16 protein-coding genes are annotated in these 23,397 nt (G+C 71.9%); 8 read left to right on the top strand and 8 right to left on the bottom strand.

Annotated features, from left to right (window positions below):
- Both PV341_RS06560 and PV341_RS06565 read left to right on the top strand, forming a co-directional pair.
- A partial coding sequence (locus PV341_RS06560) for an alpha/beta fold hydrolase (RefSeq protein ID WP_500356976.1) occupies positions 1-1,350 on the top strand: 1,350 nt, incomplete at its 5' end.
- On the top strand, positions 1,328-2,182 hold the full coding sequence (locus PV341_RS06565) for a GNAT family N-acetyltransferase (protein ID WP_500323566.1): 855 nt from the start codon (positions 1,328-1,330) through the stop codon (positions 2,180-2,182). The genes PV341_RS06560 and PV341_RS06565, both read left to right, overlap by 23 nt.
- Before the next feature lie 13 nt (positions 2,183-2,195).
- On the opposite strand, the gene PV341_RS06570 is transcribed toward PV341_RS06565, so the two are convergent.
- Entirely contained in the window at positions 2,196-2,534 is a 339-nt protein-coding gene (locus PV341_RS06570; protein ID WP_500323568.1) for a hypothetical protein, read from the bottom strand.
- Between the two features lie 108 nt (positions 2,535-2,642).
- Here PV341_RS06570 and PV341_RS06575 point away from each other — a divergent pair, with 108 nt between their 5' ends.
- Complete coding sequence (locus tag PV341_RS06575; protein ID WP_500356978.1) at positions 2,643-3,131, top strand: YcxB family protein; 489 nt, start codon at positions 2,643-2,645, stop codon at positions 3,129-3,131.
- Positions 3,132-3,180: 49 nt separating this feature from the next.
- Here PV341_RS06575 and gap read toward each other — a convergent pair whose 3' ends face one another.
- Positions 3,181-4,179: a type I glyceraldehyde-3-phosphate dehydrogenase gene (gap, locus tag PV341_RS06580; protein ID WP_500323571.1), complete on the bottom strand. Its 999-nt coding sequence runs from the start codon at positions 4,177-4,179 to the stop codon at positions 3,181-3,183.
- A 146-nt stretch (positions 4,180-4,325) separates the two neighbouring features.
- Entirely contained in the window at positions 4,326-5,276 is a 951-nt protein-coding gene (locus PV341_RS06585; RefSeq protein WP_500356979.1) for a GlxA family transcriptional regulator, read from the bottom strand.
- A 219-nt stretch (positions 5,277-5,495) separates the two neighbouring features.
- On the opposite strand from PV341_RS06585, the gene PV341_RS06590 reads away from it, so the two are divergent.
- Positions 5,496-6,290, top strand: coding sequence for an SGNH/GDSL hydrolase family protein (locus PV341_RS06590; protein ID WP_499516136.1), 795 nt, complete (start codon positions 5,496-5,498; stop codon positions 6,288-6,290).
- A 285-nt stretch (positions 6,291-6,575) separates the two neighbouring features.
- Positions 6,576-8,771: a TIGR03767 family metallophosphoesterase gene (locus PV341_RS06595; RefSeq protein ID WP_500323575.1), complete on the top strand. Its 2,196-nt coding sequence runs from the start codon at positions 6,576-6,578 to the stop codon at positions 8,769-8,771.
- Positions 8,772-8,916: 145 nt separating this feature from the next.
- On the opposite strand, the gene PV341_RS06600 is transcribed toward PV341_RS06595, so the two are convergent.
- The 3 genes from PV341_RS06600 to PV341_RS06610 all read right to left on the bottom strand — a co-directional run bounded on the left by PV341_RS06600 (position 8,917) and on the right by PV341_RS06610 (position 19,487).
- A complete protein-coding gene (locus tag PV341_RS06600; RefSeq protein ID WP_500356980.1) occupies positions 8,917-12,690 on the bottom strand; it encodes a S8 family peptidase in 3,774 nt (1,257 codons plus the stop codon).
- A gap of 648 nt (positions 12,691-13,338) precedes the next feature.
- Entirely contained in the window at positions 13,339-17,145 is a 3,807-nt protein-coding gene (locus PV341_RS06605) for a GH92 family glycosyl hydrolase (RefSeq protein WP_500356982.1), read from the bottom strand.
- Positions 17,146-17,450: 305 nt separating this feature from the next.
- Positions 17,451-19,487: an alpha/beta fold hydrolase gene (locus tag PV341_RS06610; protein WP_500356984.1), complete on the bottom strand. Its 2,037-nt coding sequence runs from the start codon at positions 19,485-19,487 to the stop codon at positions 17,451-17,453.
- Between the two features lie 285 nt (positions 19,488-19,772).
- On the opposite strand from PV341_RS06610, the gene PV341_RS06615 reads away from it, so the two are divergent.
- Positions 19,773-21,275, top strand: coding sequence for an FG-GAP repeat protein (locus PV341_RS06615; RefSeq protein ID WP_500323583.1), 1,503 nt, complete (start codon positions 19,773-19,775; stop codon positions 21,273-21,275).
- 73 nt (positions 21,276-21,348) lie between these two features.
- On the opposite strand, the gene PV341_RS06620 is transcribed toward PV341_RS06615, so the two are convergent.
- Together PV341_RS06620 and PV341_RS06625 are read right to left on the bottom strand one after the other, a co-directional pair.
- Positions 21,349-21,729, bottom strand: a complete 381-nt coding sequence (locus PV341_RS06620) for a GNAT family N-acetyltransferase (RefSeq protein ID WP_500323585.1) — start codon at positions 21,727-21,729, stop codon at positions 21,349-21,351.
- On the bottom strand, positions 21,730-21,882 hold the full coding sequence (locus tag PV341_RS06625) for a hypothetical protein (RefSeq protein ID WP_500356986.1): 153 nt from the start codon (positions 21,880-21,882) through the stop codon (positions 21,730-21,732).
- A 53-nt stretch (positions 21,883-21,935) separates the two neighbouring features.
- Here PV341_RS06625 and PV341_RS06630 point away from each other — a divergent pair, with 53 nt between their 5' ends.
- The gene (locus tag PV341_RS06630; protein WP_500323589.1) at positions 21,936-22,817 is read left to right on the top strand and encodes a hypothetical protein; all 882 of its coding nucleotides are present in this window, start codon (positions 21,936-21,938) and stop codon (positions 22,815-22,817) included.
- A gap of 124 nt (positions 22,818-22,941) precedes the next feature.
- On the top strand, positions 22,942-23,376 hold the full coding sequence (locus PV341_RS06635) for a DUF5959 family protein (protein ID WP_500323712.1): 435 nt from the start codon (positions 22,942-22,944) through the stop codon (positions 23,374-23,376).
- Positions 23,377-23,397 lie beyond the last annotated feature (21 nt).

Raw genomic sequence — 23,397 nt, forward strand, 5'->3', positions numbered from 1 at the left:
GCTGAAGCCGTCCAGGCCGGGGGGAGCGGGGGGCTCTCCGGCACCGCGGCCTGCCCCGGCCTGGACGGCTTCAGCTGTGCCACGCTGACGGTTCCGCTCGACCACAGCGGCGCGGTACGGGGCCGGCTGGGCCTGAAGGTCGCCATGGGCGACAACGCGGACGCCCCCAAGGGCGTCCTGCTGTTCCTGACGGGTGGCCCCGGACAGCCGGGCGTCCCCTTCGTGGAACGGATGCGCAAGGTACTGGAGCCGGTGCTCAAGGACTACCGCCTCGTCATGATCGACCAGCGCGGCACCGGCGGCGACGCGCTGCAATGCCCCGCGCTGCAGGAGCAGATGGGATCGTCGGACCTGACGCCGCCCACCGCACGCGCGGTGCGGGACTGCGCCGCGGCCATCGGTCCCGACCGCCGCTTCTACGGCACCGGCGACACGGTCGCCGACCTCGAACTGCTCCGCCGCGCGCTGGGCGTGCGGAAGATGACCCTCGACGGTGTCTCCCACGGCACGTACACCGCCGAGCGGTACGCCCTCGCCCACCCCGGGCACGTGGCCCGGATGGTGCTGGACTCGGTGGTGCCCCAGACCGGTTACGACCCGATGGACCTGGCCGCGATGCGGGCCGCGCCGCGCGTGCTGACGGCGGCGTGCGCGAGCATCGGCTGCGCCACGGACCCGGCGGCTGACCTGGCCGAGGTCGTGGACACCTACGGCAACGGCGTCGACGTGCTGGACGCGCTCACCACCTGGGAGTTCGTCGACCCCGACTACGCGGACATGATCGACGCCCTCCACCAGGCCGCCGAGGGCGACCCGGGACTGCTCAACGGCCTCATCCAGGGCGTACGGCAGGGCAGCGCGGCGACCGCGGAGGAACTCAGCCAGGGGCTCCACGCCTCGACGTTGTGCCTCGACGGACGCTACCCCTGGGGCAGGTCGGACGCCCCGGTCGCCGGCCGGCGGGACGCGCTGGAGAAGGCGGGTGCCGAACTGACCCCGGCCGACCACGGCCCCTTCGACGCCGTCACGGCGATGGGCCTCGGCTCCATGCTCAGCTGCCTCGACTGGCCCCGCACCCCGGCCCCGCCGCTACCTGCCGCGCACCGGCGCCTCCCCGGCGTCCCGGTGCTGCTCCTCGGCGGCGACCGGGACCTGTCGACGCCTCTGGAATGGCTGTACGACCAGAAGAAGCTGACCCCGCGGGCCCAGGTCGTGGTGGTCCACGGCGCCGCCCACTCCGTGCAGAGCCGGGCGGCGAGCGACGAGGGCCGCCAGGCGGTCCACGACTTCCTGCTCGGGCGCTGCGGCCCGTGGTCTCCTGCACCCCATGACCGAGCCGTCCCCGCGTGACCGCATCGAGCGCTACTACGCCACGGTGCCGCTGCTGTTCGCCGAAGCCGAGAGGTTCGGCTCCCTGTGCCTGTTCGTCCGCAAGGAGCCCGGCACCCCCTATTACGGCGGGCCGGGCCACGCCCGCCCCGATGTGGTGGGCGGCCGCGGGGCGCCCTCCGCGGACGACATCGCCCGGGTCCGCGCCCGGCAGCGCGAACTCGGCGTGCCGCAGGCCTTCGAATGGCTCGCGGAGGTCACGCCGTCACTGCGCGGGAGCATCGAGGCAGCCGGTCTCCCGGTGGCGGAACGCCCCTTGATGGTCCTCGACCCCCGCCGTCCGCTGCTGCGGCAGCCCCTCCCCGACGGGGTCACGATCCGGGAGGTGCACGCCGACGATCCCGCGCTCCCCGCCGTACTTGCCCTCCCCGGGCTGGCGTTCGCCGACGAGGGCACCGCGACCGGGACGGCGGGCCGCGCCGAACTGGCGGCGGCCGCCGAGGCGCTGCGGGCGGACGCCACCGTGGCGACGACCGCCCCCTCGCTCCGCACCGGCCACAAGACGCTCTTCGCCGCCTTCGCCCCCGACGGCACCCCGCTCGCCGCGGGCCACCACCATCCTGCCGACGGCACCACGGAGATCGGCGGCGTCGGTACCCTACCCACCGCCCGCCGCCAGGGCCTCGGCGCCGCCGTGACGGCCGCCCTCGCCGCCCACGCCCGCGACCACGGCGTGCGCACCGTCTTCCTGGCCTACGCGCACCGGACCGTCGCCCGCATCTACGCCCGCCTGGGCTTCCGCCCGGCCGGTACCACCCTGCTCATCTCCGGTCAGCCGGCCCGCGGGCAGTAGCCGGCGAGGCCGGTCAGCCGTGCGGGTGGTCCGGCGCGCCGTCGACCCGGCGGGAGCCGCGGGCGTCGTCCATCCATCCCGGGCGCGTCCGGAGGAAGGAGAGGTCCTCGGCGGACGGGTCGGCCGTGTCCCGGAGGCGTTCGCCCTCCGCGGGGGTGAGGCGGGTGTACCAGGTCGTCAGGTCGTCGCCGCCGCCGGACCAGCCGGGGTACTCGTGGAAGCGGTGGAACCAGTAGGTCCGGCAGGCCGCGCAGCACAGCAGGGACTCCTGGTCGTGGTGGGACTCGTACAGCGTCCGCACCCAGGCGAGTTCGGGCCCGGCGCAGCAGTCGATGAAGCTCGGGTTCGCCACGGCGCGCGATCCTATCCCCCCGAGGACGGGCGCGTTCGGGGCGCCCGGTACCCTCTCGGCGTCCGGGCACGTGAAGCCCGTCACCCTCGACGAAGGCGGTACCCGGCCGTGGACCTCACCGCGACGTTCCAGATGACGGGACGGGAGTACCGCAGAGCGATCCGCAGTTCGCCCGCCATCCGTGGGGTCACCGTCCTCGGCCTTCTCCTGGCCCTGCTGGGCGCGCTGTCCCTGTTCTCGGACGAGCCGAAGAAGTGGCTGCTCTTCTACGGGATCGGCATGCCGTTCTTCCTCGAGGTCGTCGCGGTCCGTCTCGCCGTCCGCAGGATCGCGCGCCAGTTCGCCGAACCGTGGACCGTCCGGCTGACGGAGCAGGCCTACACGCTGCGCACGACCGTCTCGCAGGCGGAGGTCGGCTGGGACGCCTACCGCGAGGCGCGGGAGCGTGCGGGGTTCTGGTACCTGCGCCAGGTCAGCGGAGCCTACGGGTTCTTCCCCAAGCGGGCCTTCGATGAGACCCAGCAGGCCGTCGTCGCCGCCTTCTTCGCCCGGCGGCTGCCCCCGGTGAAGCGGCCCTGGTACCGGCCGTTCTCCTGACGGGGCGCGGTCGGGGGGCCGGCGTGTGCTGCCGGCCCCCCACCGGCGGTCAGGCGCGGGCGAGGAGTTCGAGGGTGTCGACGACCCGGTTGGAGAAGCCCCACTCGTTGTCGTACCAGGCCACCACCTTGATGTGGCGGCCGTCGACGCGGGTGAGGGCGGCGTCGAAGATGGACGAGGCCGGGTGGCCGGTGATGTCGCTGGAGACCAGCGGCTCGGTGGCGTAGTCGAGGATGCCCTTCAGCTTGCCGTCGGCGGCGGCCCGGTAGGCGTCCAGCACCTGCTCGCGGGTGACCTCGCGGGAGACCGTGGTGTTGAGCTCCACGATCGAGCCCACCGGTACGGGCACGCGGATGGAGTCGCCCGAGAGCTTGCCGTCGAGCTTCGGCAGCACCTTGCCGATGGCCTTGGCGGCCCCGGTGGTGGTGGGCACGATGTTCACGCCGGCGGCGCGGGCGCGCCGCATGTCGCGGTGCGGGCCGTCCTGGAGGTTCTGCTCCTGGGTGTAGGCGTGCACCGTGGTCATGAAGCCGTGCTCGATGCCGGCCAGGTCGTCCAGCACGGACGCGAGCGGGGCCAGGGCGTTCGTGGTGCACGAGGCGTTCGACACGATGGTGTGCCGGGCCGGGTCGTACTCCTCGGTGTTGACGCCGTACGCGAGGGTGACGTCGGCGCCGTCGGAGGGGGCGCTGACCAGGACCCGCTTGGCACCGGCGGCCAGGTGCGCGCGGGCGGCCTCCGCCGAGGTGAAGCGGCCGGTGGACTCCAGCACGACGTCGACGCCCAGCTCGGCCCACGGCAGCTTGGCCGGTTCGCGCTCGGCGAGCACCTTGATCCGGCGGCCGTCGACCACCAGCTCGGAGCCGTCCACCTCGACGGTGCGCCCGAGCCGCCCGAGCGCGCTGTCGAACTTGAGCAGGTGCGCGAGGGACTCGGGTGCCGTGAGGTCGTTGACGGCGACCACCTCGAGGTCGCTGCCGCGCTCGACGAGGGCGCGGAGGGTGTTGCGTCCGATGCGGCCGAATCCGTTGACGGCGATGCGGGTCATGGCGGGTTCCTTTCGTTGCCGCCTCCATGCTCCGCATGCGCGGGCCCTTGCGGCAGTGGCCTGAACGACAGCATGCGCAAGTATCCCGCCATACATTTCGCCATCGATCGCAAGGATCCCGCCACTCCCTCGCCACTTCCTCCCGGTCAGGCCGAGAAGGTGTTCCGGTACTCCGTGGGGGAGGTCCCGAGGATGCGGTGGAAGTGCAGGCGCAGGTTCGCGCCGGTGCCGAGGCCGACGCGGTCGGCGATCTGCTCCACGCCCAGGTCGGTGCGTTCCAGCAGTTCGCGGGCCAGGTCGACCCGGGCCCGCAGCACCCACTGCATCGGCGTGTAGCCGGTGTCCTCCACGAACCGCCGTGAGAAGGTGCGCGCCGAGACCCGCGCGTTGCGGGCGAGCGTCTCCAGCGTCAGCGGTTCGGCCAGGTGCGCCAGGGCCCACTCGCGGGTGCCGGCGAAGAGGTCGCCGAGCGGCTCGGGCACGCTCCGGGGGACGTACTGGGCCTGGCCTCCGCTGCGGTACGGCGCCGCCACCAGCCGCCGCGCCACGTGGTTGGAGAGGGCGACGCCGTGGTCCCGCCGCACCAGGTGCAGGCACAGGTCGATGCCGGACGCCGCTCCGGCCGAGGTGAGCACGTCGCCCTCGTCCACGAACAGCACGTTCTCGTCCACCCGCACCAGGGGGTGCCGCTCGGCGAGGGCCTTGGTGTAGTGCCAGTGGGTCGTGGCCCGCTTGCCGTCCAGCAGGCCCGTCGCCGCCAGCGCGAACGCCCCGGTCGAGATGGCCGCGAGCCGGGTCCCGCGCTCGTGGGCCGCCGTCAGCGCGCCGACGACCGCCGCGGGCGGTTCGGCGCCGGCCGGCTCCCGGTAACCGGGGATGAAGACGGTGTCGGCGTCCTCGAACGCCTCCAGACCCTCCGCCACGTGGTACGAGAGCCCGTCGCCGCCGGTCACCAGCCCGGGCGCGGCGCCGCACACCCGTACGTCGTAGGGCATGCTCGGCCGGTTGGAGAACACCTGCGCCGGGATCCCGACGTCCAGCGGCTTGGCACCCTCCAGCACGAGCACGACGACGTGATGGTTCTTCCTGCCGCTCAAGGGGCCTCCTCCGGCTCTCCCGCCCGGTGGCGTGGCCGACCACCACCGCAAGCATCCTGCCATCGGTCGCCCGGCGCGTCCCCGGCCCGGAGACGGCGATGAGCCGAACGCGGGATCTACGCGCGAAGAAATTTTAACATTCCATTGTCATGGACACTTCCCAAGGGGCCGGGTCCGGGGCTACCAAGTGGTAGTCAACTCTCCGCCCAGGGAGGTTCCGTGAGACGCACCACGTCGTTGTCGGCCCTGACCACCCTGATCGTCACCCTGGCCTTCGGCCTGCTGTGGTCCACCCCGGCACACGCCGCCGGGCCCGCCTACGTCGCGCTGGGGGACTCGTACTCCGCCGGCAACGGAGCGGGTAACTACGACAGCGCCAGCGGCAGTTGCCACCGGAGTTTCAGCGCGTACCCGTACCTCTGGAAGAACGCCCACGCCCCCTCCTCCTTCGCCGACACCTCCTGCTCGGGTGCGGTGACCACGGACGTGACCAACAACCAGCTCGGCCCGCTGAACGCCTCCACCGGTCTGGTCTCCCTCACCATCGGCGGCAACGACGCGGGCTTCTCGGACGTCATGACGACCTGTGTGATCGGCTCCGACACCGACTGCGTCAACCGGGTCACCCAGGCGGAGAACTACGCCCGCAACACCCTGCCCGCCCGCCTGGACGCCACCTACAACGCGATCCGCGCCAAGGCCCCCAACGCCAAGGTCGTCGTCCTCGGCTATCCCCGCGTGTACACCCTGAACGTGCTGTGCGTCGGCCTGTCCGACACCAAGCACCGCAAGATCGACGAGGCCGCGGACGTCCTCGACGGCGTCATCGCCGCCAGGGCCGCCGCCCACGGCTTCGTCTTCGGCGACGTCCGGGGGACCTTCAACGGCCATGAACTGTGCTCCGGCGACGACTGGTTGCACTCCCTGGTGGTCTCGCCGAGCTGGGAGTCCTACCACCCGACCGCCAAGGGCCACTCGAGCGGCTACTACCCCGTGCTGAACGCCAACAGCTGACCACCCACCTCCCCGCAGACCCCGTACGGCCGCGCCCGAAGGTCCGTGCGGGGTCGCGTCATGCCGTCACCGACAAGTGAGTCGGTCAGAAAGTGGATGAGTGGCTGTACCACTCCTTGCGGTCGGGCCCTCCCTTTGCCACTCTTGGCGGGCCCGGTCCTCCGCTCCACGACCGGGTGGTCCGCGCGCCTCCCTCGTCCCCCCATCGCCATGCCGTGCTGCCCGCGTACGGCGGCTGACGACCGAACAGGATGCGGAATGTCTCTGACGCGCCGAAGAATGCTGATGGCGACCGCCGTGAGCGTGGTGACCGCCACCGTCACCCAAGGCGGCCTCGCCGGCCTCGCGGCCGCCGCCCCCCGGACCACCGCCGACGACGGTTCCGTACCGGGCCTGTCGACCCTGGACCGTACGCTGCTGCGCGGCCCGGACCTCGGGTCCGGCTACCGCGGGATCGTCGCGGGGCCCGGCGAACCCCACCTCGTCCGCAAGGACCTGGCCAACGTCACCGCACCCACGGTGACCCGGTCGCTGATCGCCTTCGCCCAGATGTCCGACCTGCACATCGTCGACGACCAGTCACCGCTGCGCGTCGAGTGCCTCGACCGGCTCGCCGACTACGGCCCGCCGCACTACAACTCGTATCCCACCGAGTCCGCGTACCGCGCGCACGAGTTCCTGTCGACCCAGACGACCGACGCGATGTGCCGCGCCGTCCGGCAGGTCGGACGCGGACCGCGGACCGGCGCACCGCTGGCCTTCACCGTCGTCACCGGCGACGCGGTCGACAACTGCCAGTACAACGAGACCCGTTGGTACATCGACCTGCTGGACGGCAACACCGTCACCCCCGATTCCGGCAACCTCGCCCTCGACGAGAGCGTGAGCAGCGGGCGGTTCGGCACCGACGTCCACTACTGGCACCCGCAGGCCCGGCAGAGCCCCCCCGACAACAACGAGCTGGCCGGCTTCCCCCTGGTGACCGGTCTGCTCGCCGCCGCCCGCAGGCCCTTCACCGCGGGCGGCCTGCGCATGCCCTGGTACGCCGCCTACGGCAACCACGACGGCCTCGTGCAGGGCAACGTGGCGCCGGACGTCCTGCCGTTCGACCCGCTCAAGAGCATCGCCACCGGCTCGACGAAGATCACCCAGATCGAGGGCGTCCCCGACGTCTTCGACAACGGGCCCGCCTACTACATCGAGCTGCTGACGGACATCATCACCGGCGACTTCACCCTCGACACCGAGAAGGTCACCGCCGACCCGGCACGACGCCTGCTGGAGCGGCGCGAGTTCGTCGCCGAGCACTTCCGCACCACCGGCACCCCCGCCGGACACGGCTTCACCTCCGGCAGCGACCGGGCGTACTACGCCATACCCTCCGGCCCCTCCGACCTCGTCCAGGTCCTCGTGCTCGACACCACCAACCCGGGCGGCGGCGCGGACGGCGCCCTCGACCAGGCGCAGTGGGAGTGGCTGGACGCGCAGCTGAAGGCGAACAGCTCCCGCTACGAGACGGACCGGCCCAACGGCACGGGTCCCGGCACCGTCGTCACCCAGCCCGGGGTCAAGGACAAGCTGATCGTCGTCTGCTGCCACCACACGCTCGACTCGATGGACAACACGGACGACGACGCGCCCTACAGCGGCGCCGACCTGCGCGACAAGCTGCTGCGCTTCCCGAACGTCGTCCTGATGGTGGACGGCCACACGCACACCAACAACATCACCGCGCACAAGCCCGCCTGGACCTCCGCGCTCAGCGCCGGATTCTGGGAGGTGAACACCGCCTCGCACATCGACTGGCCCGTGCAGTCCCGGATCGTCGAGATCGCCGAGGGCGGCGGCCACCTGTCGATCTTCACCACGATGGTCGACGCGGACGCCCCGCTGTCGTACGGCGGGGACACCGGCACCCCCGCCGCGCTCGCCTCGCTGGCGCGCGAACTGGCCGCCAACGACATCCAGTCCGTCGCCCGCGGCATCGACCTGCGGCGCGGCGCACCGACGGCCCGCAACACCCAGCTGCTGCTCCCGCTGCCCTTCGCGCTGCCCACCGGCGCCGGCACGCCCGCGCCCGACTGGCCCCTGCTGCAGCAAGGCCAGAGCGGCACCCGGGTCAGGGCCCTGCAGTACCTGCTGAACGCCCGCGGGGTGGGGCTCGCCGTGGACGGCGTCTTCGGCATCACGACCGCCGCCGGTGTCCGTTCCTTCCAGACCTCGCGCGGTCTGCCCTCGAACGGCGTCGTCGGCCCCGCGACCTGGCAGCCGCTCGTCGTCGCGACGCTCAAGCAGGGCGACACCGGACCCGCTGTCTCCGCCGTGCAGTACCTGCTGAACACCCGCGGTGCGGGACTGTCCGTCGACGGAGCCTTCGGCCCGGCGACGGACACCGCGGTGCGGTCCTTCCAGTCCTCCCGCGGCCTGCCCGCGGACGGCACCGTCCGGACCGGGGCCTGGCTGAACCTACTGGCCCCCTGACCCGACGAGGGCGGCACCACAGCAGGTGCCGCCCCGTCCCACGCCGGCGTCGTGCGCGGGTTGGTGCCCGGACCGCCGGCGAGCACCGCGGCCCGGGCCGGTGCCCGCACCCTCACGGGGTGCGGGCACCGGCGCATCGCGTGGGCTACTTCAGACCGAAGGCCCGGGTGACGGTCTGGGTGATGCCGCCGCCGTTGTGCTGCTTGGCGGTGACGCGGATGGACACGTAACCCGCCCGGGCCGGCGCGTGGAGCTGCGCCTGCCAGGTGTCCTTGCTCGCCTTCAGGTCCTGCGGCTGCCAGGAGGCCCCGTCGTCGTAGGACACCTCGAGCTTGACCGAGGAGACCGCGTCCTTGGCCGCGTCACTGCCGAGGACGACGGGAGTGACGGAGAAGGCCGACGTACGCTTCGCCTGCCCGGCGCGGTCCAGCTCCGTTCCGTAGTCGAGCTGGACCAGCGGGATGACCTGAGCGTCGGCGGTTCCGGACTGGAACCGCCATTCGGTGTGCGTGGTGGAGGAGTACGGGGTGACGTCGGTGTTCCCCTGCGTGTCGACCACGAGCCGGTAGGGGAGCGTCTGCGGGGCCAGGTCGACCGCGACGAAGTCGGCGTACGGCCCGCTCTGGTACACCTTCTTGTCCCCCTGGTAGAGGGCGAAGTCCCGGGACATCAGGCCGGTGCTGCCGCTGTGGGCGGCTCCTCCGTCACCGAAGCCCGTGATGATGCCCGTCATGACGTCGCCGAATCGCTGCGGGACCTCGAAGCTGAGCATGCGCGGCCGGATGAGGGGGCCGAACCAGTTTTGGCTCTGCACGCTGCGCGGACGGTAGCCGACGACGTCGGTGAAGCTTGTGAGGCCGTCGGCGACGCCGGCGTACTGCTGCCACTTCACGCCGTCGCCGGCGGACACCCAGTCGGTTCGGGGACCCGGTGCGACCGGCTCCCTCGGAAATGTCGGGTTGCGCGGCCCGAAGCTGTAGGGATGGCCGGCGGGGTACTGCTCGTACGGCGGGCTGTCCTCCCGGCTCTCCTTGATCTGCTTGCCGGCGGGCGTGGCGAAGACGTTGTCGACGCGGGCGAGGCTGCCGGGGTCCGTCGACGCGGAGGGGTCGTCGGGCACGCCGCCGTGGTGGTAGTCGGCCAGGTCGTACAGGTACCGCGGCGAGGGATGGGCCTCGACCGCCAGCTTGGTCCTCCCCGGGGACGTGATCTCCTTGATCAGGCCGGCGCCCTCGTCGACGGTGAGAGAGGCGACCGGGATGGGCCCGGTCGTGTAGCCGTCCGGGTCCCCGTACCAGTCGGTCAGGCGGCCGTCGATGCCGTTGACCACCAGGAGCATCGCCGCGCCCGCGGCACGTGCGGCCGCCGCCTGGTCCGCCGGGGCCACCCACGCGTCGGCGCGGACGACCACGGCCTTGCCGCGGGCGGACAGCCCGACGTAGTCGGCGGGCCTGCCGGTGCCTGCGAAGACGGCCTCGACGTGCGAGGTGCCGTCCTGGAACGGTGCGGAACCGGGCTGCACCAGCAGGGTCTCGTCGAGGCTGCGCCCGCCGTAGGTGATCTTCAGCGGGGTCTGCTTGGCGCGGATCCGGGTGGTGAAGACGAAACTGCCCTTCTTCACCTTGCCCTTGGTCGGAAGCGCCCACAGGCTGTCGTACTCGGGCGAGGTCATGATGATCTCGTGCAGGGCCTGTGTGTCCTTGTACGTGGGCTCGCTGGAGGTGAAGGAGCGGTACAGGTCGATCCTGCTGTTGGTGACGGTCGTGGGCTCGGGCGTGTCCACCTTGACCGGGCGGATGCGCGACGCGTCCAGTTCCACTTCCCGGTCGGACCTGAGGTCCACCTCGGGCGCGGTCAGTACGGCGTACCCGAGGGAGTGCGGGCCGTTTCGGCCTTCGACGTCGAGGGTGGAGACGACGGTGTAGGAGCCGGGGGCCCAGCGGCTGGTGAGCCTGCCGTCCGGGACCCACATGACGGAGGTGGTCCCGTCGGCACCGGTGATCTCGACCTCGCCACTGACGGGTTGCCCGGACGTGTCTTTCAGGCGGACCGTCAGGTCGTACTTCTCGGACTCGACGGACATCCCCATGGCCGTGTGCACGGCACCGGCCGCGAAGCGTGCGGTGACCTGGGCGGCGTACCGGCCCGCCGCGAGCGCCCTGGGGTCCGCGACGACGTCGACCGTCGAGGTGCCGCGCGCCGGAACCGTGACACGGTCGGCGGCCACGGTGAACGCCCCCGCGGGCGAGTCGCCGCGGTCCACCGTGAGCCGCAACGTGACGGCGCTGTCGGTGGTGTTGGTGTAGGTGATCTTCCGCTTGACCGGATTCCGCTTCTGGTCCTTGGTCCAGCGTACGAGTCCCGCGTCCACGGACCCGGTCGCGATGACCTGGTCCTGCAGGTAGGCGGCCGCGACGTCCAGGCGGCCGGCGCCGGCCTGGTAGGGGGTGTAGGCGGGGGTCAGCGCGCTGGTGCTCATCAGCGCGTCCTTGATCTGCTGCCCCGTCCACACCGGGTGCTTCTGGGCCAGCAGGGCCGCCGCCCCGGTGACGTGGGGCGCCGCCATGGAGGTGCCGCTGTCGGTGCGGTAGTAGCCCTCCGCCCCCGGCACCTGCTGCGAGTTCGCCGCCAGCACGTCGACACCCGGCGCGGTCAAGTCGGGCTTGAGGCCGTCGTCCCCCAACCGCGGGCCGGCGCCGGACCGCGAGTAGAGGACGTCGGAGGAGTCCACCGCGCCGACGGTGAGCGCGGCGTCAGCGGTGCCCGGCGCGCTCACGCTGTAGGGGCTGGTTCCCTCGTTGCCGGCGGCGATGACGAACAGCGCGCCCGTCTCGGCGCTCAGCTTGTTGACCGCCTGGCTCATGGGATCGTCCTGGGTGTGCCACGTCGACATGCCCAGGCTCATGTTGATCACCTTGGCGTGCTCGGTCCGCGCCGCCCATTCCATGCCGGCGATGATCCCCGAGTTGGCACCCGAGTTGTCGTCCCCGAGGACCTTGCCCACGATCAGGTCCGCGCCGGGGGCGACTCCCCGCTCCTTCCCGCCGGAGGCGGCGCCGGTCCCGCCGACCGTGGAGGCGGTGTGGGTGCCATGGCCGTTGCGGTCGACGACCTCCTGGCCCTCGACGAAGCTGCGGGACGCCACGATGCGATTGACCAGGTCGGGATGGGTGAAGTCCACCCCTGAGTCCAGTACGGCGACCCGGACGCCCGCGCCCGTGCCACCGGCCTTCCACGCCTCGGGGGCCCCGATCTGCGCCGTGGTCTCCGCCAGGGTCCCCTGCGCCTTGGCGTCGAGCCACACCTTGTCGACATCGGCGGCGAACGAGGGGGCGCCCGCATCGTCCGGGCTCCCCGCGGTCCGCGCCGCCGACCGCGGGGCGTCCTGTCCGGTGGTGCCGGTGAGCGCCGACCAGAAGGTGGCGGCCTTCGACCGCTGGGCCTTGACGGCTGCTCCGTTGATGGACGGAAGCCCCAGGGTGGCCGTCGCTCCTGGCAGAGCCGTACCGGACGGCAGTGCGTCCTCGGTGGCACCGCCCTTGCGGGCGGTCGCACCGCTGGACTGAGTGATGATCAGGGGCAGCGCGACGGTGTGGGCGTCGTCGTAGCCCTGGGCTACCAGCTGCGTGATGTTGAAGAGTTGCTTGTCGAGCCTGCCGGTCGCGATGTAGGGCATCGCCTCATCGGGATACACGTAGGTGTCGCCGTTCTCGACGGCGACACGCACCGAACCCTTGGTTCCCGACGCGCGCCGGACGTCGTCCACGGACAGCGTCCCACCGGGCTCCTGAAACGCCTTCACCTTGTCACCGGTGATCAGCGTGACCGAGACCGGTACGCGCTGCGCGCCGCCCGGTCCGGCCGCAGCGCCACGCAGGGGCTGCGAAGGCGCAGCGCCGGACGCGGGAGCGACCGTCACACCGGCAACAACAACCGCTGCGATCCACACCGCAGATCTTCGGGATATGGGAAACCGCACGTGCCCTCCTGGGTTACTGATTGACCGAATCTGATCATCAGTGAAGTGCGGATGTAAAGTGCTTGAATTCGCACTCAACTGGCGGTAGGTTCAGCGCGGCTGTCCGCTGCCGGCCACTATTCGCGGGGTTCTCGGGCGTGGGGTTTCCGTCCGGATTCGGCGGCATTCAAAGAAGCCTCGCGCGTCCCCGCCGAGCACAGGCCATGCAGGGTGAGTGGCGAACTCCGCCCCGGTGAACGGTCACATGAGACGCCGCCGCTCCCGGATGGAAGGGCGGCAAAGTGGACGCCACCGATCACTCCTCTGTGACGGCAGTTTTAACACTCGCGAAACCTGGAGGCGATGATCTATGTGTTGAGTAATTCCGGATTCTCAATTGTTGTGCCGGATGGCGCAAAGACGTGCGATGTCTGATGTGAATTCAGGGGAGGCTCCAGAGCGGCAGCTGCGTCACCCAGTTCGGCCTTCGGCCGGTGGACCCGGCCGTCGGGGCCGGTGGCCCCTGCCCGGGACCGGCGGCCGGCCCGCGGTGAACGGCGGGGGCGGGCGCGGAGTCCCTCCGCGCCCGCCCCCGTCGCCTTCAGCGGATCAGGCGAGCAGTTCCACCTCCGCCAGGGTCGACTCGGTGTCCAGGACCAAGCGGTACTGGGTGTAACCGCCCGGAGAGGCGACCGAGAAGGCCCGGGTCTGGCGGTCCCAGGTGAAGGACTCACCGGAGCGCTTGTCGAGGGTCTTCCAGTGCGTGCCGTCCGAGGAGCCCTGGAGGGTCCAGCCGGTGGGGGCCTTGGTGCGGTCCGACGACGAGGTCAGCGTGTACTGGACGGCCTTGGTGCGTCCGTCCACCGGAAGGTCGACGGTCGTGGCCGCCGCGTCCGTCGCCGAGGTGTTGTCGAACAGGGCGCCGTCGCCCTTGAGGGCGTCCGCGCGGGGCGCGGGCACCTTGTCGTCCTGGGTGATCGACACCGGCGCGGCGTTCTTGCCGGTGCCCCACGACGAGGGCTTCGGGCCCATGGCGAACTCCAGCACACCGCCCTTGGCGAGCAGCGAGTGCGGCAGCGAGGTCGACGTCCAGGAGCGGCCGTTGACCTTGAGGTCCTGCACGTACACGTTGCGCGTGCTGTTCTTGGGCGCCTTGACGACCAGGTCCTTGCCGTTCTCCAGGTGGACGGTCGCCTTGGTGAACAGCGGGGAGCCGACGGCGTACTCGCCGCTGCCCATCACCAGGGGGTAGAAGCCGAGCGCGGAGAAGAGGAACCAGGCCGACTGCTCGCCGTTGTCCTCGTCGCCGTGGTAGCCCTGCCCGATGGCGCTGCCGGTGTAGAGGCGGGAGAGCACCTCGCGGACGTTCTTCTGCGTCTCCCAGGGACGGCCGGCCGCGTCGTACATGTACGTGACGTGGTGGGCCACCTGGTTGGAGTGCCCGTACATGCCCATCCGGACGTCGCGGGCCTCCGTCATCTCGTGGATGACGCCGCCGTAGGAGCCGACGAACTCGGGCGAGGCGGTCTCCGGGGTGGAGAAGTACGCGTCGAGCTTCTCCGCGAGACCGCTGCGGCCGCCGTACAGGTTGGCCAGACCCCGGCTGTCCTGCGGGGCGGTGAAGGCGTAGCCCCAGCCGTTGGTCTCGGTGTAGTCGTAACCCCACACCCGCGGGTCGTACTTCGCGGAGTCCACCCGCCAGTCGCCCTTGGCGTCACGCCCCTGGAAGAAGCCCGCCTGCGGGTCGAAGAGGTTGACGTAGTCCTGGGCGCGGTTGAGGAAGTACGCCGACTCCTCCTTGTAGCGCTTCTTGCCGGTCTTCTCGTAGAGGGCCTTGCCCATCTCGGCGATGCCGTAGTCGTTGAGGTAGCCCTCCAGCGCCCACGACAGGCCCTCGTGGGTGTCGGTGCTCGTGTAGCCGAGGAAGGGGGAGGTCGTCATCCCCTTGCGGCCCACGCCCGACTGCGGCGGGACGACCGTCGCGTTCTTCACGGCCGCGTCGTACGCCGCCTCGGCGTCGAAGTTCACGCCCTTGACGTAGGCGTCGGCGAAGGCCACGTCCGAGGACGTGCCCGTCATCAGGTCCGCGTAGCCGGGGGACGACCAGCGCGAGGTCCAGCCGCCGTCCTTGTACTGCTGCACGAACCCGTCGACCATCTCACCGGCCTGGCCGGGCGTCAGGAAGGAGTACGCCGGCCACGTCGTCCGGTAGGTGTCCCAGAAGCCGTTGTTGACGTAGACCTTGCCGTCCACGATCTTCGCGCCGGTGTGGGTCGGGGTGTCGGGACCGGGCATCGCGGAGAACGGGGACGCGTACTGGTACGTCGACCCCACCTTCTCGAAGCCGGAGTTGGGGTACAGGTACAGCCGGTACAGGCTGGAGTAGAGGGTCGTCAGCTGGTCCGTGGTGGCACCCTCGACCTCGACGCGGCCCAGCAGCTTGTCCCACTGCTTCTGCGCGCGCTTCTTCACCGTCTCGAAGGAGGTGCCGCCCGGGATCTCCTGGCGCAGGTTGTCCTTCGCCTGGTCGATGCTGATCAGGGAGGTGGCCAGCCGCAGCGACACGGTGCGGTCCTCGCCGGCGTCGAAGCGCAGGTAGCCCTTGACGCCGCTCGACGTGCCCTCCGTGACGGGCGCGTCGAACTCGCCGTACAGGAACAGCCGGGTGGCGCCGGTGGACAGCCCGGACTTCACGTCGGAGTAGCCGGTGAAGGTGCCGGTCTCCTTGTCGAGCGTCAGGCCCGCCTGCTCGGTGACGTTGTCGAAGAGCACGCTCGCGTCGTCACCGGGGTAGGTGAAGCGGAGCACGGCCGCGTGGTCGGTCGGGGCCATCTCCGTCTTCAGGCCGTTCTCGAACCTCACGCCGTAGTAGTAGGGGCGCGCCGTCTCGTTCTCGTGCCGGAAGGCCAGGGCCCGTGCGCCGCGTGCCGTGTCCGGGGTGCCGGAGGCGGCCGACGGCATCACCTGGAAGGTCTGCCGGTCGCCCATCCAGGGGCTGGGCTCGTGGCTGGCGCTGAACGCCTGGATCGTGGGCAGGTTGTCGGAGTTGTTCGCCTTGGCGTAGTCGTACAGCCAGTTGAGGGTGCCCGCGTTGGTCACCGGCGTCCAGAAGTTGAAGCCGTGCGGCACTGCAGTGGCCGGGAAGTTGTTGCCGCGCGAGAAGCTGCCGCTGGAGTTGGTCCCGCGGGTCGTCAGCGCGTAGTCCGACAGGTGCGCCTTCGGCTTCTCCTGCGCGAGCGGCTCCAGCGTCACGTCGTCCAGCCAGCCGCGGAACTTCGCCGGGCCCTTGGGGGAGTCGTACGCCACCAGGATGCGGTCGACGGTCTTGCCCGCGGCGACCGACCCGATCCGGGAGACGACGTCGTTCCACTGGTTGACGTAGAGCACCTTGGCCGCGCCCTGCCCCTGCGGAGTGAGCGCGAAGCCGTGCTCGTCGGTGGCGCCCAGACGGCTGAGGGAGGTGCCGTCGGTGAAGACCAGGTCCACCGAGACGTTGGTGGCGTCGTAGTCGCGGTCGCCGTCCGCCATCGACGGGTAGATCCGGTACGACAGCGCGGTGTCCCGGCGGACGGGGACGTCGACGTCGAAGACCTTGTTGTACGAGTACGCCCTGCCGTCGCCGGTGTGCCGGCCCGCGTAGCGCAGCGCCCGCGTACCGGTGAAGCCGGCGCCCGACTTCGCCGTCGGCGAGCCGCTCGGGCCGCGGTCGACGAGCGAGAGCATGTCCTGCGGCACCGGGTCCCCGGTGGAGCCCGTGGACAGCTGCAGGTCGGCGAGCTGCGTGATGCCCGACGCGCCGTTGTTCCTCGATATGTCGATCCGGAAGTGCTGGTACTCGGCGGGCTCCGCGAGGTCGTACGACTTCGTCTGGAACCGCTCGGGGAAGGACTCGCCGGAGCGGGTGTCCAGGGTCTTCCAGTCCTTGCCGTCGGTGGAGCCCTGCAGGGTCCAGTCGCGCGGGTCGCGTTCCGCCGCGTCGTTGGCGGAGGTCAGTGCGTAGGTGACGACCTTCGCGGGGCCGTCGAGGTCGAACTCCACCCAGCCGGTGGGCTGGAAGACCAGCCACTTGGTCCCCGGCTCTGCGTCGACGAGGTTCTCCTTCACCTCGCCCGAGTCCGCGTACTCGCCGTTGGCGCGGATGTCGGTGACGTGGTCGTTGAGGTTGCCGGGGATGCCGGTGCTGTAGCCACCGTCCACGCCCGAGGCCCGCTTGGACCCGTCCGCCGCGGTGTCCACCGTGTTGCGCCAGTCGGGCGCCGGATCGCCCGACTCGAACGACGACGCGAAGGTGTCGACGTGCGGCCCCGGTTCGGGCACGGCGACCGCCGCTTGCTGCGTGGCCGCGGCCAGGGCGAGGGCGGTCACCAACACGACCGCCGAGGAAGTCCATCTGTGCCGGGCAGCTCTCTGCTGCATATGCGCGAGCACCCTTTCTGCACCTAGACAACGTTGTCAAGTTCGCTGTGCAAGGGCTAGTAGGGGGTCAAGGCGCCGGTGGTGTCAAGGGTGTTGGTGTGACTTTCGGACCGGCGGGGCTCGCGGACACCCGCCGCGGCCGGGCGCGGCAGGTGTGAAGCGGCGTCAGACCCGCGGCGGAGACGCCGTCACGTCGGCGACCGGACGCGTGGGTGTACGGAGGCCGAGCCGGCCTCCCGGCCGGCTCCGGGAAAGGGGAGGCCGCCGGGGCCCGGTGCGGACCGGGCCCCGGCGACGGCGGGCCGTCAGACCAGGTCGGGGCGCTGCCACTCCTCGCCCAGCACGTGGTGGGCCAGGAATCCGAGCACCGTCGCGTACCACAGGCGGACGTTGTTGGGCTTGAGGATCCAGTGGCCCTCGTCGGGGAAGTACAGGAACTTCGCCGGGACCTCGAACCGCACCAGGTCGTTCCAGAGCGCCAGGCCCTCGCCGATCGGCACCCGGTAGTCCTTGTCGCCGTGGATCACCAGCATCGGCGTGGTGATCTGCGCGGCCCGCAGGTGCGGGGATTCGCGCTCGTACCGCTCGGTGCTGACCAGCGGGTCGCCCTGGCGCCGCATCCAGTACGCCGGGAAGTCCGTGACCTGCGCGAAGCTGTACATGTTCCACAGGCTCGCGTGGGTGACGATCGCCTTGAAGCGGTCGGTGCGGGTGGCGATCCAGTTGGCCATGTAGCCGCCGTACGAGCCGCCCATCATCGCGGTGCGCCCGCCGTCCAGGTCGTCCCGCTGCAGCGCGGCGTCGGTCAGCGCCATCACGTCGTCGTACGGGGCGCCGCCCCAGTGCGCCCAGCCGCGTTCGTGCATCTGCTGGCCGTAGCCGGTGGACAGCGCCGGGTCCGGCAGCAGGACCGCGTAGCCCGCGGCGGCCGCGACCCACGGGCTCCAGCGCCAGTGCCAGGCGTTCCAGCTGGTCTGCGGGCCGCCGTGCACCCACAGCAGCAGGGGCGCCGGGGTATCGGCGCTCGCGCCGTCCGGCAGCACCAGCCAGGCCCGCAGGGCCGTCCCGTCCTCGGCGGTGGTGTGCACCTCGGTGAGGCTGCCCGGCAGCACGGTGTCCTGCCCGGGGCAGGGGAGCACAACGGGCTGCTGCCCGGGCGTCGCGGCGTCGAGCCGCACCGGGAGCGGAGGGCTGTCCACGGCGGAGCGCAGCGCGTACACGGTGCCGCCGTCCGGGCTCACCACCACGTCCGAATACGTACCGGACGCGGTGAGCGCGACCAGTTCGCCGCTGCCGGTGGAGAGCCGGAAGACCGGGCCGTGACCGCCCTCGTCGGCGGCGAAGTACACCACCGGGGCGCCGTCCTGACCGGGAACCGGCGAGACGACCGGGGAACCCGGCCACTGGCCGAAATCAGGCAGCAGGTCGCGTCCGGGGTCCTGGTCGTCCGTGGCGCTCGTCAGCCACAGCGTGACGTCACCGGGGGCCTCCCAGGTGACGCGCCGCCGTCGGGCGCACACCAGGTCCCGGCCGTCCGGGGTGAACGCCGGGGCGCCGAACTCCGCGTCGGGGGACTCCAGCATCCGCAGCGGCTTGCCCGTCTCGGCGTCCGCGACGACGACCACGGCGCGGACCTCGTCGGGGAGGGTGCCCACAGCCGTCGCGTAGGCGACCAGCGAGCCGTCGGGGGAGAGCGCCACACCCTCGGCGAAGGCGGCCCGGCGCGCGCCGCAGTCCACGAGGGCGGGCTGCTCCGCGGTGGCGTCCGCGACGGTGAACATGTGCGGGATGCCGGGGCCCAGGTCGTGGTCCCAGTACCGCACCGGCACCGACTCGTGCAGGATCGCCGAGACCTTGGCCTTCCGGCGGGCCTCGCGCAGCCGCTCGTCGTGCTCCGCGTCGGCCGCGCCGGGCAGCAAGGAGGCCCCCAGGGCGACCCGGGAGGCGCCGGTGGCCGTCGCGTACTCGCCGATCCCGCCGGGCCTGGCCAGCAGTTGCGCCGCCTCGCCGCCGCCGGCCGGCAGGCTCCACAGCGCCGCCTCCTGCCGGTCGTCCTCGCCGTCGCCGGGGTCGGCGACCGGACGCGAGGACAGGAAGAGCAGGGTGCCGTCGGGCAGGAACCCCGGGGCGGACTCGCCGCGCCCCGAGCGGGTGAGCCGCCGCGCCGGACGCTCCCCGGCCGGGTCCACCTCCCACAGGGCACCGATGAACCGGGTACGGTCGGCGGACAGTTCCTGCACCGACGTCACCAGACGGGTCCCGTCCGGTGACAGCGCGAGCGAGGAGACGCGGGGCAGCGCGAGGAACGCCGTCAGGTCGTGGAATGCAGTGGATTCGGGCATGAGGATCATCCTGAATCCCCGGGGCGGCCCCGCACCAGTGCCCCTGGCGGCAAATCGCGGTCAAAGACGCAGGCAGCGGCGGCCCACGACGACCGTCGGCGGCCTGTCGCGACCGCCCGCGCCGGGAGGCGGCCACCCCGGTCGCTACAACCCTGGGCGAACGTCATGTGTCTTCCGGGTGACGGAACAGCGGGCGTTGCCGGCCGGACGCCACCCGACCGCGGGCGACTCGACGCGGGCGCGGGGGACGCCGAGGGCAACCCAGGAGACCATGGAGGTTCTTCTGTGCGTCACAACAAGAGCGCGGCCCTCGCGGCCGCGGCACTCCTCACCCTCGGCGGGGGTGTGCTCCTCACGGCCCCCGCCGCACAGGCGGCGGTGCCCTTCCCGTCGATCGGGTGGCAGCAGCGCAACTGCGACTTCGACGGCAACGGGTACGACGACGTGCTGATCGGCGCCCCCGGAGCCACCGTGTCCGGGGCCAAGGGCGCCGGGTACGTCACCGTGCAGTACAGCGGGTCGGGCGGCCTCAGCACCACCAAGAGATCCGTCCTCAGCCAGAGCACCTCGGGCGTCGCGGGCGCCGCCGAGGCCGGCGACGGCTTCGGACAGGCCGTGGCCACCGGCGACCTGGACAACGACGGCTACGACGACGCGATCGTCGGCATCCCCGGCGAGGACCTGGGCACGCTCTCCGACGCCGGCGGTGCCGTCGTCTTCTGGGGCTCCCCGACCGGTCTGCACGGCGGCGACAGCTTCTGGCTGGAGGACCCCGACCAGCCGCGGGCCGGCGCGAACTTCGGGCGGGCGGTGGAAGCCGCCCGGTACTTCGCCCCGGATCCCTCGGACCCCGACGCCAACCTGCGCGACAGCATCGCCGTCCTGGAGAACGACTCCCTGCTGTTCTTCACCGCCCAGCCGGGGACCGCCGCGCCGCGCCTGCGGCAGGCCGACCGGGGAGTCCGCGCCCTGGAGCGCACGGCCCAGGACACCGGCCTCGCCCTGCGGAGCCTGAGCCACGGCAACTACAACGAGGACTCCTGGGCCGACCTGGCGATCTCCGGGGTGACCACGGGCGACCAGCCCGGGGTCGGCGTCACCCAGGTCCTGCACGGCGCACCCGGCGTCGAGGACCTCGGCGACGGCGGCACCTTCGAGGGCGGACCCGCGGTCGCCTCCGGCGACTTCAACCACGACGGCCAGGACGACCTGGCCATCGGCGACACGGGCACCGGCTCGGCGCTCGGCGGATCCGTCACCGTCCACCTGGGCAGGGGCGACCTGTCGGGACTCGACCCCACCCCGGCGCAGACATGGACCCAGGACTCGGCCGGCGTCCCCGGCGTCTCCGAGGCGGGAGACCGCTGGGGCGCCGAACTGTCCTCCGGCGACACCAACGGCGACGGCCTTCCCGACCTGGCCATCGGTGCCCCCGGTGAGGACATCGGCTCCGTCGCCGACGCCGGCGCGGTCTGGACCCTGCGCGGCGCACCGGGCGGGCTCACCGCCACGGGAGCGCGCAGCTTCGACCAGAACACCGCGGGCATCCCGGGCGCCGCGGAGGCCTCCGACCGCTGGGGCGGCCAGATCCGGCTGGTCGACGCCGACAGGGACGGCCGCTTCGGCCTCCTCGCGGCGGCCCCGGGCGAGAACACGAACGACGGCTTCGTCTGGGTCGTCCCCGCGTCGTCCTCCGGGCTGGTCGCCCAGGGCACCTGGACGTACGACGGCGCGACCCTGGGCGCTCCCTCGGCCAACGCGCAGTTCGGCGCGGCGATCGACGAGTAGGCGGAAGCACGAGGCGGGGTGTGGCGCCGTGCCCGGCAGGACCGGGTGCGGCGCCACGGCTGCGTCGCCGGGCTCAGGCGGGCGCGCTCGTGTCGCCCGCGTACCGTAGGTCCCGGAGCGGAACGCCGTCGTATTCCTCGACCTGCTCGGCGCCGTCGGGCGAGAACCCGGCGCGTGCGTAGAAGCGCCGTGCGCGGGCGTTGTCGGCGAGCACCCAGAACTCCAGCCGCGGGTGCCCGAGTTCGGCCGCCCGGGAGCGCACCGCCGACATCAGCCGGCGCCCGGTGCCGGTGCCGATGCGGTCCGGCCGCACGTAGAGGGCGTAGAGCTCGCAGGCGACGCCTGCGCCGGGCTCCCGGGGCTCCCCGGCGCGCGGCCCGAGGGCCGCCCAGCCGGTCACGACGCCGTCCTCGGTGGCGACGAGGTTCTCCACGCGGTTCCCGGCGGTCGTCAATCACTTCCTGCGCAGGACCGCGTCCTCCTCGACGTTCATCGCGTCCAGGTAGCTCCGCGGCACGATCCCGGCGTACGCCGCCTGCCGGCCCCTCACCCGGATCGTGGAGACGGCGTCGACGTCGTCCATGCGCATGGCCCGCACCTTGATCACGGTCGCATGGTAACCGTGTCGCCGTGCCCTGCGCGGCGGTTAGCATCGCGGCCATGCCGATACCCGAGGAAAGCAGGCGCGCCGAGGGGGCGGACCCCGGTCGGTGGCGCGTCACCGTGGTGGACCGTCACAGCGCGGTGGGCAGGCCGCCGTACCCGTCGCGGCCGCCCGAGGGGCGACCGCTGGCGCGGCGGGACGACCTGCGGATCCAGGGGACGACCGGGGAGATCAGCTGTGTCGACGTCTCGGGGCGGACGCGCTGGACCCATGCGTGCGCCGGCCGTCCCAACGCCGCGCACATTGCCGGGGGCAGGGTGCTGGTCACCACGGACTCCCTGGAGTACACGCCCTGGGGGTTCCTCGGTCCTGCCCTGCTGCTCGACCTGGCGGACGGCACCCTGGTCGCCGAACTGCGCGGGGAGCGCGGTGCCGCGCTGCGCGGGGGACGGTTCGTGCTCGGCCTGGCGGGCTACGACTTCTTCGACACCTGGGAGCACGACCGTGACGGCGCCACCGTGGACTCCTGGCGCAGTTACGGCCATTACGTCGTCGGCACCGGCATCCGGGTCGTCGAGGCCGACCGGGGCCACCCCACCACGAGCCGCGTGGTCCGGCTGCTGCCCGGTGGTGTGATCGAGCGCGGTCCCCGGCTCTCCGGCCCGGTGACGCCGCGGCCGGTGGTGCTGGAGGACGGGACGGTCCTGCTGCTCGACGCAGGGGTGCTCCGTGCCGTCGACCGCCGCCTCGACGGCACCGTCCTCGCCGAACTGCTGGCGATCGCCCCCGACAAGGCGTCCGGCTGCATCAGCTCGCTGCGCCGCGACGGCGACCGCCTCACCGCGGTCATCGCCGAACCCCGCCCGGACCACCCCACCACGAACACCGTCCACACCTGGACCCTCGCGCTCGACCGGCGGGACGTGAGGCACACATGACGGACGACGCGCAGCGACTTGAGCTCTTCCGTTTCGACGACCGGACGCATAGCGTCAGCGTCCGGATGGAAGGCGGTCCGCCCTTGGTCATCGGCGGGACCGGTACCACGGGGCCGAGATCGTGGTGGAGAGCGACTTCGTCAGCGGGTGCGTGAGGCTGGACGTCTCGGTCGACTACCTGGACGACTGGGCGCGCTGCCTCGACGCCCTCGCTTCCGGCGAGGGCGTCGAGTGGCCGCCCGACGGACGCACCGCGTGGCTGGACATCGTCCCCGACGACCCGGTGGAGGTGACAGTCCACGAGGCGCCGTCGACCCAGGTCGCGGTACGGGTACCGATCGACGTCGCCGAGAACTGTGGAGGAGAACCGCCTGCGGCTCGACGGCGTATGCCGGGCCCTGGGCTGAACCGCCGGGCGGAGGGTCGTACGGGACCTTGCCGGCGATTCGATCATGCTGTTACGCTGCGTTCGCGTCCTCGATCGCAAAAGGAGGTGGGAACCGTGAGCCAGCCAACTCTCATGTGCTCCCACCCCGTTCCGAGGGCGCCGAGGATCTGAACGGGAGCAGGTCGCTACCCG

This window comes from Streptomyces sp. PA03-1a, assembly GCF_033792805.1.
Lineage (GTDB): Bacteria > Actinomycetota > Actinomycetes > Streptomycetales > Streptomycetaceae > Actinacidiphila.

Coding starts and splice junctions, on each gene's coding strand:
- gap (WP_500323571.1), bottom strand. CDS start 4,179: ATGACCCGCATCGCCGTCAACGGATTCGGCCGCATCGGACGCAACACC.
- PV341_RS06630 (WP_500323589.1), top strand. CDS start 21,936: ATGCCGATACCCGAGGAAAGCAGGCGCGCCGAGGGGGCGGACCCCGGT.
- PV341_RS06595 (WP_500323575.1), top strand. CDS start 6,576: ATGGCGACCGCCGTGAGCGTGGTGACCGCCACCGTCACCCAAGGCGGC.
- PV341_RS06605 (WP_500356982.1), bottom strand. CDS start 17,145: ATGCAGCAGAGAGCTGCCCGGCACAGATGGACTTCCTCGGCGGTCGTG.
- PV341_RS06565 (WP_500323566.1), top strand. CDS start 1,328: ATGACCGAGCCGTCCCCGCGTGACCGCATCGAGCGCTACTACGCCACG.
- PV341_RS06610 (WP_500356984.1), bottom strand. CDS start 19,487: ATGCCCGAATCCACTGCATTCCACGACCTGACGGCGTTCCTCGCGCTG.